The organism is Tsukamurella conjunctivitidis, from assembly GCF_007858475.1.
Lineage (GTDB): Bacteria > Actinomycetota > Actinomycetes > Mycobacteriales > Mycobacteriaceae > Tsukamurella > Tsukamurella conjunctivitidis.
Window position 1 is genome coordinate 156,370 of the sequence record NZ_VIGX01000006.1, and the last position, 12,872, is coordinate 169,241.

The 12,872-nt window shown below is 71.5% G+C and carries 12 protein-coding genes; 5 read left to right on the forward strand and 7 right to left on the reverse strand.

The genetic code is table 11. The features are described from left to right. Positions 1 to 63: 63 nt before the first annotated feature. Together FK530_RS12930 and FK530_RS12935 are read right to left on the reverse strand one after the other, a co-directional pair. A complete protein-coding gene (locus FK530_RS12930) occupies positions 64 to 510 on the reverse strand; it encodes a VOC family protein (RefSeq protein WP_146487438.1) in 447 nt (148 codons plus the stop codon). A 9-nt stretch (positions 511 to 519) separates the two neighbouring features. After that, the gene (locus FK530_RS12935; RefSeq protein WP_146487439.1) at positions 520 to 966 is read right to left on the reverse strand and encodes a helix-turn-helix domain-containing protein; all 447 of its coding nucleotides are present in this window, start codon (positions 964 to 966) and stop codon (positions 520 to 522) included. A gap of 140 nt (positions 967 to 1,106) precedes the next feature. Between FK530_RS12935 and FK530_RS12940 the strand changes: the two genes are divergently transcribed. From FK530_RS12940 to FK530_RS12950, 3 genes are all read left to right on the forward strand, one after another. Then, positions 1,107 to 2,066 (forward strand): hypothetical protein, encoded by a 960-nt coding sequence (locus tag FK530_RS12940; protein WP_438947251.1) that lies wholly within the window; start codon positions 1,107 to 1,109, stop codon positions 2,064 to 2,066. Positions 2,067 to 2,205: 139 nt separating this feature from the next. Next, positions 2,206 to 3,510: a UDP-glucose dehydrogenase family protein gene (locus FK530_RS12945; RefSeq protein ID WP_146487440.1), complete on the forward strand. Its 1,305-nt coding sequence runs from the start codon at positions 2,206 to 2,208 to the stop codon at positions 3,508 to 3,510. A gap of 51 nt (positions 3,511 to 3,561) precedes the next feature. After that, complete coding sequence (locus FK530_RS12950) at positions 3,562 to 4,848, forward strand: esterase/lipase family protein (protein WP_146487441.1); 1,287 nt, start codon at positions 3,562 to 3,564, stop codon at positions 4,846 to 4,848. On the opposite strand, the gene FK530_RS12955 is transcribed toward FK530_RS12950, so the two are convergent. From FK530_RS12955 to FK530_RS12975, 5 genes are all read right to left on the reverse strand, one after another. Then, positions 4,812 to 5,729 (reverse strand): TauD/TfdA dioxygenase family protein, encoded by a 918-nt coding sequence (locus tag FK530_RS12955; protein ID WP_146487442.1) that lies wholly within the window; start codon positions 5,727 to 5,729, stop codon positions 4,812 to 4,814. The two genes, FK530_RS12950 and FK530_RS12955, sit on opposite strands and share 37 nt — an antisense overlap. Before the next feature lie 93 nt (positions 5,730 to 5,822). Beyond that, positions 5,823 to 8,126: an arylsulfatase gene (locus FK530_RS12960; RefSeq protein WP_146487443.1), complete on the reverse strand. Its 2,304-nt coding sequence runs from the start codon at positions 8,124 to 8,126 to the stop codon at positions 5,823 to 5,825. Then, entirely contained in the window at positions 8,123 to 8,908 is a 786-nt protein-coding gene (locus FK530_RS12965; RefSeq protein ID WP_146487444.1) for an ABC transporter ATP-binding protein, read from the reverse strand. The genes FK530_RS12960 and FK530_RS12965 overlap by 4 nt, the downstream gene beginning before the upstream one ends. Then, positions 8,884 to 9,774 carry an ABC transporter permease gene (locus FK530_RS12970; RefSeq protein WP_146487445.1) on the reverse strand — a complete coding sequence of 297 codons (891 nt, stop codon included), beginning with the start codon at positions 9,772 to 9,774 and terminating at the stop codon, positions 8,884 to 8,886. Before FK530_RS12970 ends, FK530_RS12965 begins: the two co-directional genes overlap by 25 nt. A 9-nt stretch (positions 9,775 to 9,783) precedes the next feature. Further along, positions 9,784 to 10,812, reverse strand: a complete 1,029-nt coding sequence (locus FK530_RS12975) for an ABC transporter substrate-binding protein (RefSeq protein WP_158645093.1) — start codon at positions 10,810 to 10,812, stop codon at positions 9,784 to 9,786. A gap of 87 nt (positions 10,813 to 10,899) precedes the next feature. On the opposite strand from FK530_RS12975, the gene trhO reads away from it, so the two are divergent. Both trhO and FK530_RS12985 read left to right on the forward strand, forming a co-directional pair. Further along, a complete protein-coding gene (gene trhO / locus FK530_RS12980; protein WP_146487447.1) occupies positions 10,900 to 11,736 on the forward strand; it encodes an oxygen-dependent tRNA uridine(34) hydroxylase TrhO in 837 nt (278 codons plus the stop codon). 10 nt (positions 11,737 to 11,746) lie between these two features. Beyond that, positions 11,747 to 12,832 (forward strand): CobW family GTP-binding protein, encoded by a 1,086-nt coding sequence (locus FK530_RS12985; RefSeq protein WP_146487448.1) that lies wholly within the window; start codon positions 11,747 to 11,749, stop codon positions 12,830 to 12,832. Positions 12,833 to 12,872: the final 40 nt, after the last annotated feature.

The following is a 12,872-nucleotide window of genomic DNA, read 5'->3' on the forward strand; positions in this document are numbered from 1 at the left end:
CGCACGCTCGTCGTGGCGTCGTGGACCGCGACGTTCGAGGCGGTGCGCAAACCCGCGTAGCGCCTAATCGAAGGAGACGCCCTCGAAGTCCTCCGGCGTGTACTCGCGCGCCTCCACGAGCACCATCCAGTTACCCGAGTTGTCGCGCATCAGCGCCTCGACGCCGTACGGGCGCTCCTCGGGCGGCTGGATGAACTCGACGCCCTTGGCGGAGAGGGCCTCGTACGTCGCGCGACAGTCCTCGACGGCCAGGCCCAGGCCGGGCAGCCCGCCGTCGGCCTGCGCCCGCTGCATCGCGGCGATGAGGTCGTCCGACAGCGGCCTCGACGGGGTGGTCAGGTGGATCTGCAGTTCCGGCTGTGCCGGGTGGCGGACGGTGACCCACCGGAAGTCCGGGCCCATGGTGATGTCGTCCTTGGGTTCGAAGCCGAGGATGTCGGTGTAGAACGCCAGGGATTCGTCGAGGTCGCGGACCCACACGGACACGAGCGAGATGTTCTTGATGGTCATGGACCGAGCCTAGGAGCGCCCCGGTGCCGCGCGCTTCTCCTCGCTTGCGGTGTCGTGGCGCTCGGCCAGGCCCGCCATGAACACGAAGCAACTCGGGATGCGCGGTGCGCCGTCGGACCACCGCGTCCGGAACTCCGTGGGCGATTCGCCCACCAGCTCCCGGAACCGGCTGCTGAACGAGCCGAGGCTCGTGAACCCCACCGCGGTGCAGATCTCCGTGACCGTGAGATTCGTGGCGCGAAGCAGGTCCTGGGCGCGCTCGATGCGCCGGCGCGACAGGTGCTCGGCGGGGGAGACGCCGTAGGTCGCGACGAACAGGCGCTGGAAGTGGTACTTGCTGATCCCCGAGATCGCGGCCAGGGCGGCGAGGTCCAGGGGTTCCGCGTAATTGCGGTCCGCATGATCCCGCGCACGCCGCAGATGGGGCAGCAGATCGTCCGACGCGCGTACGGTCACGGGGGTCGCCTCCGCCCTTCGCTCAATGAGTGGATTCACCGCAGATCCTCTCACTCCGCCGCCTACGATGGGCGGCTATGGACCTCAAGGGCATCGTCACCACCCCGCTGCGCGTCGTCTTCTCCACCGCCGACGCCGCGATGTCGGCGGTCGAGGGCGGCGTCGCCGTGACTCGATTCGCCGTGCAGAACGTCGAGTCGGAGGTGAGCAACGCGTTGCACGTCGACGCCGAGATCAGCTCGGTCACGCCGATGCAGTTGCTGCAACGACTCGCCTCCCTGCTCGAACCCGACCGCCCCGTCGGCATCATCCTCTCGCGCGGCGGGCCGCTCGATCGCGTGCTCAAGCCCGGCGGGGTCGTCGACCGCCTCACCGAGCCCGGCGGCATGCTCGAGAAGCTCACCGCCCCCGGTGGCCTGCTCGATCAGGCCACCAAGGAGGACAGCCCCGTCACCCGCCTGACCACCGAGGGCGGGCCGTTGGACCGGCTCACCCGGCCCGGCGGCGTCGTCGACCAGATCACGGAGTCCGAGGGGGTGCTCGAGCGCCTCACCTCCGAGGGCGGTGTGATCGACAAGCTCACCGCGCCGGACGGCGTGCTCGAGAAGCTCATGTCCAAGGACGGCGTCCTCGACAAGCTCACCGAGAAGGGCGGCGTGCTCGACAAGCTGGCCGCCAAGGACGGCGTGCTCGACAAGCTCACCGGCCAGGACGGCCTCATCGACAAGCTCACCGAACCGAACGGTGTCATCGACCGCGCGATCGCCGACGGCGGCATCGTCGACCAGTTGCTCGGCCAGGAGGGCGCGATCGAGCGCGCCATCGCGCCCGGCGGCACCCTCGACGCCGTCTCTCAGCTCCCGGACGTCGTCGCGGAGCTCAACGAGGCCGTCGCGTTGATGACGGCGGCGGTGAACCCGATGAGCGATCTGGTCAACCGCCTCCCCAAACGCATCCTCAAGGGGCGTGAGGGGCGTGAACCGCGCCGCGGGTCCTCGTCGTACGACGGATCCCCGTCGGCGTCGGCGTCCCGTCCGAGCACTCCGGAGCCCGGTCCAGCAGCGCCGGAGGCCGACGGCCCGGCCGGCCCGCCCCAGTAACGCCGAGGCGAACCCGAGACCACTCCGAGGCGAACGCGGGGGATCGCGGCGGGCGCGCTCGTGAATCTCCGCGTAACCCTTGCCCAACTCCGGCGTGCGGCTCTTCCGTGTCGCCGTGGCGCCGACCTACTTTCGGCGCATGAAGATCACAGTGCTGGGTACGGGGTACCTCGGAGCCACGCACGCGGCGTGCATGGCGGAGCTGGGCCACGAGGTGCTCGGTGTCGACGTCAACCTCAGCAAGATCGCTGCGCTGTCGGAGGGCAAGGTGCCCTTCCACGAACCGGGTCTTCCCGCGGTGCTCAAGCGGAACATCGAGGCGGGGCGCCTGCGCTTCACCGACTCCTACGAGGAGGCCGGTGCGTTCGGCGATGTGCACTTCATCGCCGTGGGCACGCCGCAGCGCAAGGGCGAGTTCGCCGCCGACATGACCTACGTGAACTCCGTGATCGACTCGCTGGTGCCGCACCTGCACCGCGACGCCGTGATCCTGGGCAAGTCGACGGTCCCCGTCGGTACCACCGACCTGCTGCGAGCGCGCGCGGCCGAGCTGGTTCCCGCCGGTGTCAGCGTCGAGTTCGCCTGGAACCCCGAGTTCCTGCGCGAGGGCCACGCGGTCAAGGACACTCTCGAGCCCGATCGCCTGGTGCTCGGTGTCGAGCCCGGCGGCCGCGCCGAGGAGGTCGCGCGTGAGATCTACGCCGAGATGCTGACCCGGGACACCCCGTTCTTCGTCACCGACACCGCGACCGCCGAGCTGGTGAAGATCTCCGCGAACGCCTTCCTGGCGACCAAGATCTCGTTCATCAACGCGGTCGCCGAGGTCTGCGAGGCCGCCGGCGCCGACGTGGTGGCACTCGCCGATGCGATCGGTGTCGACTCGCGTATCGGCCGCAAGTTCCTGGGTGCGGGCATCGGCTTCGGAGGCGGCTGCCTGCCCAAGGACATCCGCGCCTTCATGGCACGCTCGGGCGAGCTCGGCGCCGGCCACATGCACGGCCTGCTCCGCGAGGTCGATGCGATCAACATGAGCCGCCGGACCCGGATGGTCGACCTGGCGCGCGAGGCCTGCGGCGGCTCGCTGCTCGGCGCGAAGGTCGCCGTGCTGGGCGCTGCCTTCAAGCCCGACTCGGACGACGTGCGCGATTCGCCGGCACTCAACATCGCGGGGCAGATCCAGCTGCAGGGCGCGGCCGTCTCGGTCTACGACCCCGAGGCGATGGACAACTCGCGCCGCGTCTTCCCGACGCTCGATTACGCCACCACCGCGCTCGAGGCCTGCGAGGGTGCCGATGTGGTGCTGGTTCTCACCGAGTGGACCCAGTTCAAGGAGCTGGATCCGGCGGTGGTCGGCGCGGTCGTACGTAACCCCGTGCTGCTCGACGGCCGGAACTGCATGCCGTCTCAGGCCTGGGTGGCCGCGGGGTGGGAGTACCGCGCCTGAGCCCGAGGTGCCGCTGGACAGCTCGAGTGAACACTCGTACACTCGAAGTTCATGAACATCGCGGAGGGGCGGCGGCGCGCGGAGGTGCGCGCTCTCGCTGAGCTGGGCTGTACCGAGTTCGCCGGAACCGTGGACGGTGTCCACGGCGTACACCGGGCCGTCTCCGACCGGGTCTTCCGCTACGTCCGGCTCGGCGTCGGGCCCGCGGTGGCGCCGGTGCGCGCGTTGCACGACGGCATCACGGACGGCGTCTACGCGACCATCAGTACCGTCGCGCGCACCGTGGGTCGGGTCGCCGCCGCCGGCGCGGACTGGCCGGGGGAGCGGCCGCCGTCGGAGACGCCGCGCGGCGCCGCACTGATCGGCGTGCTGCTCGGCCTCATCGGCGACGACCTCGAGGCGCAGGCGTCACCGCTCGCCGCCGACCCCGTCACGGTCCGGGTCGACGGCGCGATCGTCCACCTCGGCGACGGTCCCGTGCCCGCCGACCGGCTCGACCCCGCGGAGGTCTTCGACGGTGCGACCGGTCGCGTCGTGGTGCTCCTGCACGGACTCACCGAAACCGAGCACGCCTGGGGCGTCGGCGGACTGGAGGCCGAGGACTACGGGGTGCGGCTCGCCGTCGATCTGGGCGCCACCCCGGTGTACGTGCGGTACAACAGCGGCCGGCACATCAGCGACAACGGGCGAGACCTCGCGGGCCTGCTCGAGGCGCTCGTCGCGGCATGGCCGGTCCCCGTGACCGAGCTCGTGCTGATCGGGCACTCGATGGGCGGTCTCGTGGCTCGCAGCGCCGCGCACCGGGCGCAGCGCGACGAGATGGCCTGGCCCGCGGGCGTGTCGGCCACCGTCAGCCTGGGCACGCCGCACCTGGGCGCCCCGCTGGAGCAGGCCGCGCACTACGGTAGCGCCGCGCTGGCCGCGGTGCCCGAGACCGCTCCCTTCGGGAGACTGCTGCGGCGCCGCAGCGCGGGGATCCGCGACCTGCGCGCGGGGTCGATCGTCGACGAGGACTGGCGGGACCGCGACGCGGACGCGCTCGGCGCGGCCGCGGCCGCCGAGGTCCCGCTGCTCGACGGGGCGGAGCACTTCTTCGTCGCCGCCACGTTCACCCGGGACGCCCGGCACCCGGTGGGCCGGCTGCTGGGCGATGGTCTGGTGCTGGCACCGAGCGCGGGCGGGCGTGGGAGGGCGCGGCGGATCGGCTTCACCGACGACGCCGGAATGCATCTGGGTGGTGCGCACCACTTCACCCTGCTGCAGTCCGACGCCGTCTACGACCGGATCCGCGGCTGGCTCGATCAGCCCCGCGAGCGCGCGGGGGTCACCGGCGAGTAGTCCGAGGCGTCGCCCTTGAGCGCCACACCCTCCCGGCCGTCGACGCCGACGGGGAGATCGCCCGCGAGGGTCACGCGGCGCAGCAGGCGCTTGTGGTCGCCGTAGTCGTTGATACCGAAGTGCTGGGTGGAGCGGTTGTCCCAGATCGCCACGTCGCCGGGCTGCCAGGCCCAGCGGACGGTGTTGTCGGGGTTCTCGATCCGGCGCTGCAGGAGCGCGAGGATCGGGGCCGAGTCCTGCGAGCTCAGGCCGGCGAAGGACTTCACGAAGTGGCCCAGCAGCAGCGATCGGCGGCCGGTCTCCGGGTGCACGCGCACCACGGGGTGCTCGGACTCGAAGATGTTGCGGATGAACTCCTGGTGGTACTCCGCGCGCTGGTAGGTGGCGTTGTGCCCGGCGTAGTCGTAGTCGTTGGTGTGGATGGCGCGCAGGTTCTCGGCCAGCGTCTTGAGCGGCGCGGGGAGGCGGTCGTAGGCGCGGGTGGTGGAGGCCCACGTCGTGTTCCCGCCGTGCGGCGGCAGGACGACGGGCCGCAGGATCGACGCCTTGGGCACGCGGTCGACGAAGGAGACGTCGGTGTGCCAGCTGTTCGCCGCGCCCTCGATGGGCAGCAGGTCGGAGTCGGAGCGGACCGTCGGGTGCGGGGTGGTCGGCACACCCAGGCGGCGCGCGAGCGCGTGCTGGCCCGCATCGTCGAGGTGGTGCTGGTCGCGGAAGAAGATCACCTCGTGCTCGGCGAGCAGGTCCAGAACGGTGTCCGCGGTGGCGTCGTCGAGGTCGCCGCCGAGCCGCACGCCGTGCACGATCGCGCCGATGTGCTCGCCCAGCCGGGTCACGGTGATATCAGGCGCGGTGGTGGTGGGCTCGAGCGTTGCGGTCATGGCGGCCTCCGTCGGTGGTGGTTGCGGTGTGCCCTCAGCTCACTCGATCCGGGCCGACGGTGCCAGGGTTGCGTTCACCGGGACGCAATCCGCTCAGTCCGCCTCCTCCTCGGCCTCCTGCTGCAGTCGGTCGATGTCGTCCGACGGGACCCCGACAGGTCCGGGCGTGTACGTGACCGTGTGCAGCGCACCGGAGTACGGGAAGGTGCCGCGGCGCTCGCGCAGCTCCCACGCCACCGGGCCGCGAGCGTCGAGGCCGACCGAGATGCCGGTCCACGGCGCCATGCCGATGAGCTGGACACGGTCCGGGAGGACGGCGACTTCCGCAGCGTCGATCTCGACGGCGAAGTCCCACCGGAGGTTCGGGCGCACCGACGCGGCGACGGAGACGGTCCGGCGGCCCGGTGGGACGGGGCCGGTGCGCGTTTCCGAGTAGCGGCCGTAGGCGTTGTAGCCGAACACGACCGCGCCGTCTTCGACGTAGACCAGGTAGCCGCCGAGAGCGTCCCCGTGCGCGACGAGCACGCCCTCGGCGCCGTCGAGTTCGACGTCGATGTCGATGCGGAAGTCCCGGTACTGCACGAGCTTCGCCGACCGGTACCGCTCGAGGACGGGGGTGCCGGGGAGGAGCCGCACGGGCTCGGAGAGTCGCCGTTCGGCCGGGTGACGGGTCGATCCGTCGATCACGATCGGGAAGACGGTGTTGCGCCAGGCCTCGTACTCCCACTCCGCCGCGAGTTCCGCGACGAGGTCGGGGTGCTCGGCGGAGAGGTCGGCGGTCTCGGCCGGATCCGATCGGTTGTCGAAGAGCTGCCAGCGCGGCGCCAGTGGATCGTCGCCGCGGCCGTGCAGGCTGAGCAGCTTCCAGCCGTCGCGGTAGTACCCGCGGTGCCCGCGGAACTCCGAGTACTGCCGCGTCCGGGCGGAATCCGCGGAGCGGTCCGCCCAGGCGGCGCGTTGCGAGACGCCGTCGCGTTCCTGCGCGAGCAGCCCGTGCCGATGGGTGGGCGTCGCGACCCCGGCCAGGTCCAGCAGGGTCGGGGCGACGTCGGTGACGAACGAGAACTGCTCGCGGACACCCCGTGCGTCCGGGAGGCCCGCGGGCCACGACAGCACGAGGGGCACGCGCACGCCGCCCGCAAAGGTCTGGCCCTTGTAGAACCGGAAGGGCGTGTTGGACACCTGGCCCCAGCCGCGCGGGTAGTGCACGCCGAGTCGGGCGGTGCCGATCAGCTCCTCGGGGTGATCGACGTCGCCCTCCCACCCCGAAGGACCGATGCCGTCGGCGAACTTCACGAACTCGGCGAAGTAGCTGCGCGTGCCCTCCGGCCCGCCCTCGGCGGTGCCGCCGTTGTCGGAGGTGAACACCACGATCGTGTTCTCCAGCTCGCCCAGTTGCTCGACCGTCTCGAGCAGCCGGCCCAGGCTGTCGTCGACGGTGCGCACCATCGCCGCGTACACCTGCATGTACGCCGCGAAGCGGCGCTGCCGCTCGGGATCGAGCTCGTCCCACGGCGGCACGTCGTAACCGGGCTCGCTGTTGCGGCGGGCCGGGCGCACCTCCGGGCCGAACAACCCGAGCTCCCGCTGGCGGGCGAACCGCTGCTCGCGCACGGCGTCCCAGCCGCGGGCGTAGTCGAGGTCGCCGCGGGGCAGGTCCTCGTCCTTGACCTGCAGCGGGCCGTGCATCGCGATGTGCGCGAAGTACAGGAAGAAGGGCTTGTCCGCGTCGTGCGCCCGCAGGTCCTTGATCCACGAGACAGCGGTGTCGGTCAGGGCGTCGGTGACGTAGAAGCCCTCGGGGTATTCGGCGACCGGATCGACGGTGTTGTCGCGCACCAGTTGGTTCGGGTGGAAGAAGGAGTTCAGGCCCTCCAGCGAGCCGTAGTAGTGGTCGAAGCCGCGCTGCACCGGCCAGGAAGAGTGGTCGGCGTCCGGGCCGAGCCGGGAGTCCTTGGCGAGGTGCCATTTCCCGACCGCGTAGGTCGCGTAACCGGAGGCGCGCAGGATCTCCGGCAGGGTGAGCACGTCGTCCGCGAGGCTCAGCCGCAGGTTGGGGAAGCCCGGATCGGAGTTCGCGACCGAGCCGTAGCCCGCGCGGTGCGGGTTGAGTCCCGTGAGCAGCGCCGCGCGGGCGGGGGAGCAGACCGGCGTCGTGTGGTGATTGGTCGACAGCACGCCGCGCGCCGCGAGCGCGTCGAGGTGCGGTGTCGGGATCTCGGAACCGTACGGCCCGATGTCGGAGAATCCCATGTCGTCGACCAGGACGACGATGATGTTCGGCGCCCCGGCCCGGGCTCGGGTCTCCGCGGGCCAGGACGGTTCCGACTCCGCTTCGGAGCGGCCGATCCGCCCGGCGAAACCCTCGTACCCGCGGGCGTGATCGGGGATGCTCATGCGGTCGCGACCACCGCCGTCTCCTGCTCGACGCCGAGCGCGTCGAGCAGCCGTCCCCGGAGCTCGGCGAAGCCCGGCTCACCGGGGCGCCGCCCGTCACCGTCGCCGACGGTGACGTCTACCGACAGGATCCCGTGGTCCAGCACCAGGATCCGGTCGGCGAGCGCGATCGCCTCGTCGACGTCGTGCGTGATGAGCAGGACGCCGGGGCGGTGCCGCGCGACCAACCCCGTGAGCAGGTCGTGCATCTTGAGCTTGGTCAGCGCGTCCAGTGCGCCGAAGGGCTCGTCGGCGAGGAGCACCGCCGGCTCGCGGACCAGACTGCGCGCGAGGGCGACCCGCTGCTGCTGCCCGCCGGACAGCTCGCGCGGCCAGGCCTTCTCCCGGCCCTCGAGCCCCACCTCCCGCAGGAGCGCACGGCCGACCTCCTCGGCGTCGGCGCCCGGGAGGCCGAGGATCACGTTGGACAGGACGCGGGACCAGGGGAGCAGCCGCGAATCCTGGAAGACGACCGCGCGTCGCGGATCGACCTCGAGCACACCCGAACCGGGTACTCCGTCGTCGAGGCCCGCGATCGCGCGCAGGAGCGTCGACTTGCCCGACCCGGACCGCCCGAGCAGGGCGACGAACTCGCCCCGGCGGATGGTGAGGTCGACCCCGCGCAGGACGGCACGGCCGTCGAAACCGCGCACCAGATTCCGCGCCTCGATCACGGGAGCGCCGGCGTCCGGGGCGGTCGAGGAGGCCTCCGGCGTGGTCAGTGGGCCAGGGTGCTCTGCCATGAGAGTGCCTTTCGTGCGGAGAAGCGGACGAGGAGGTCGGTGCCGAAACCGAGGAGTGCGTAGACGGCGAGGCCGACGACGATGACGTCGGTGAGGCCGTACAGGCGGGCCTTGTACATGAGGTAACCGATGCCGTCGGAGGCGCCGACCTGTTCGACGACCACCAGCGCGAGCCAGGCCACCGTCGCGCCGAGGCGCAGTCCGGTGAAGAACCCGGGCAGCGCCCCGGGGATCGCGATGTGGCGCACGAAGCCGGCGCGGCTCAGGCCGACCGTCTCCGCCAGTTCCACGTACTTGCGGTCGATGCCGCGCAAGCCGGCGTGGGTGTTGAGGTAGACGGGCGTCGCGACGGCGAGGGTGATGAGGACGATCTTCATCTCCTCGCCGATGCCGAACCACACGATGAACAGGGGCAGCAGTGCGAGGGCGGGGATCGCGCGGTAGATCGTCACGGTGCCGTCGATGAGGGCCTCGCCGGGCCGGGTGAGGCCGGAGAGGAGGGCCAGGAGGACCGCCAGGCTCACGCCGAGAACGCCGCCGACGATCGCGCGTTGCGCGGACGCCCAGATGTTGGACCACAGAGAACCGTCGAGCGCGAGGTGCCACGCGGTGTTCACCACGGTCCACGGTGCGGAGAGGACGGTGTCGGGGATGACCCCGGTCGCCGAGCCCGCGGCCCAGAGCGCGACCACCAGGGCGGGGCCGGCGAGGATCCAGGCGCCGATCGGGCGGGAGTCGACCAGCGCCCGGCGGGTCGCTGCCCGCGGGAGCAGCTCGTGGTCCGGATCGAGGGCGCCGGGGCGCTGCTCCGGAGGCGTGTCGGCGGCGAGGCCGCTACCGAGGCGGCCGAGAGGAGGTGAGGTCACGGGGAGGCCTTAGGTCGTCGGGTCGGTGGCGAAACGGAAGTCGACGGAACCGTCGGCCGAGATGCGGCCGCCGGGGATCTCGTCGAACGCGGCGAGCGTGTCGATGGTGTCCTGCTGGCGCGCGACGAGCGCACGGTCGAGCGGGATCGACCGCCAGGAGCCCTGGCCCTCGTAGGCGATGCGGCCCACGGCGGCGGGGATCTTGAGCGCGCCCGCGTAGTAGGTGTCGATCCAGCGGTTCTTGTCGGCGTCGGCCCAGGCTCGCGCGCGGTCGATGGCGGCGGAGAGCTTCTTCAGGGCCGCGGCGCGGGCGGGATCGGCGAGCGCCGACCGCGGCGAGTAGAGGAACATCAGTCCGGATTGGGCGGCCTGGGAGATCGCGTCGGGCAGCACCTGCGCGTCGGGGTGCGCGAGGCGGTACTTGGTGCTGATCGGTTCCATGAGCGGGGCGATGTCGATCTGTCCTGCCCCGAGTGCCTCGCCCACCTCGGTGAGCTGCAGCGGCACCAGCTGGACGTCGTGCTTGGTCAGGCCCGCGGTGCGGAGCAGGCGCAGCACCATGGCCTGGTGCGCCGTACCCTCGGCGTAGCCGATCTTGCGTCCGCGCAGGTCGGACGGGGTGCGGAGGGTGACGCCCGGTCGCGCGACGGTCGAGACGCCGCCCCGCTCGAGCTGCCAGGCCTTGATGATGGGGCTGGGGAAGCGGGCGATCTGCGCGTGGATCGGCGGGACGTCGGCCACGATCGCGACCTGCGTCGCATCGGCGCGGAAGGACTCGAGGATCGCGGGACCGCCCGCGAAGTCGGCGAACTTCACGGGGAAGCCGAGCTTCGCGGCCTCCCCGGACGCCGTGAGCATGGTCTTGAGGATGGACTGCTGATCGGCGACCGTGATGACGGTGCCCGCGGGAACGCGGTCGGGGATCGGTGCGGACGGGTCGTACGCGGGCCCCGTCGACTGCGCGCACGCGGCGACGCCGAGGACGGCGACGAGTGCGGTGGTCAGCGCCGCGGCGCGGCGGGGGAGGCGAAATGGCATGGGGGCCATTGAAGGGGACCGGGCCCGCCGCCGGAACCCTTGGACGCAGGCTGAGTGTAGGGCGGCACCGATAGAATCGGCACTGTCATGGGCAAGGTCGTGCTGTTCTACGTGTTCGCCCCGCTGGCCGACCCGGACGCGATCCGGCTCTGGCAGCGGGCGCTGTGTGAGGCGAACGGTCTCCGCGGCCGGATCATCGTCTCCCGCCACGGGATCAACGTGACCGTCGGCGGGGAGATCCGTGCCGTCAAGCGGTACGTTCGTGCCACCCGGGAGTACCCCGCGTTCAAGGCCGCGGACGTCAAGTGGTCGGACGGCGCCGCCGAGGACTTCCCGAAACTCTCGGTCAAGGTGCGCGACGAGATCGTCACCTTCGGTGTGCCCGACGAAGTCGTCGTGGACGGGTCGGGCGTGCGGGGTGGTGGCGTGCATCTCACGCCCGACGAGCTGCACGCCCTGCTGGAGGAGAAGCCCGACGCGATCTTCTTCGACGGGCGCAACGCGATCGAGGCGGAGATCGGCCGGTTCGCCGGCGCCGTGGTGACCCCGGCGAAGACCACGCGGGACTTCGTGACCCTGCTCGACTCGGGGGAGTACGACCACCTCAAGGGCCGCCCGGTGATCACCTACTGCACCGGGGGCGTGCGCTGCGAGGTACTCAGCGCGGTGATGCGGAACAGGGGCTTCGGCGAGGTCTATCAGCTCGACGGCGGTATCGCCCGCTACGGCGAACGGTTCGGCGACCGCGGGCTCTGGGAGGGGTCGATGTACGTCTTCGACCGGCGGATGCGCATCGACTTCTCCGACGAGGCCCGGCGGATCGGCCGCTGCACGCGGTGCGGTGCGCCGACGTCGAACGTCGCGAACCTCGCGCCGCCGCAGGACCGCGAGCTCGCCGTTCTGTGCGAGGACTGCGCGCCGTGAGGACACCGTCGTGAGCGCCGGTCCCGTCCCGGTCGTCGTGGTGGCGGGCTACCTCGGCGCGGGCAAATCCACACTGCTCAACCACCTTCTCTCCGGGGCCGGCGACGCCCGGATCGGGGTGGTGGTGAACGACTTCGGCACGGTCAACATCGACGCGATGCTGGTCGCCGGCGTCTCCGGCGGGGGCTCCGTCCGGAGTGTCTCGCTCAGCAACGGGTGCGTGTGCTGCACGGTCGACGACGAGGAACTCGAGGACGTTCTCGGATCGCTCGCCGCGCGCGGCCTCGACCTGATCGTGGTCGAGGCCTCCGGTCTCGCCGAGCCGGCGGCGATGGTGCGACGGGTGGTGCTGGCGCAGGAGCCGCGGATCGACTACGGCGGCCTCGTCTACGTCGCCGACGCCGCGCACCTCGCCGGAACCATGGAGCGGCACCCTTCACTGCGACACCATCTCGCGCTCGCCGACCTCGTCGTCCTCAACAAGATCGACCTCACCGCCGATCCGGATGCCGTGCGGGCGCTGGTCCGCCGGCACGCACCGTCCGCTCCGGTCGTCGGGACCGTGGACGCCGCGGTGCCGGTGGACCTGCTCATCGACGCCGAGGTACTCGCGCGTCGTGCCGCCGACCGCCGGGACTCGCCGCGCCAGCTCACTCTCGACGAGGCCCTGCGGGAGCACGCACATACGCACGACGAGGACGGAACGATCGAGCACCGGCACGCGCACCTGCACGACGAGTACTCCTCGGTCACCGTCGAGACCGGGCCGCTCGACGCACGGGCGGTCGCGGCGCTGCTCACCGACCCGCCGCAGGGCGTCTTCCGCGCGAAGGGCTTCGTCACCGTCGCGGACGGCACGCGGTTGGAGGTGCACGCGGTGGGCCGGCACGTCCGGACTGCCGTTGAGCGCGGCCGGAGGGGAGGGGCGGCGTCGGTGCTGGTCTTCCTGGGGATCGGGCTCGACGAGGACGCCGTTCGCAGACGAGTTCAGGGTTGCCTGGCGGGTCCGGACGCTCCCGCTGACCCGCAGGCAGTGCTCTCCCTGCTGCGTTACTCGGCTGCGGCGCAGTCGGATTCGGCGATCCTCGAAGACTGAGGCCCACCGATTCAGATAACGTTTCGGTAACGATCAGGGA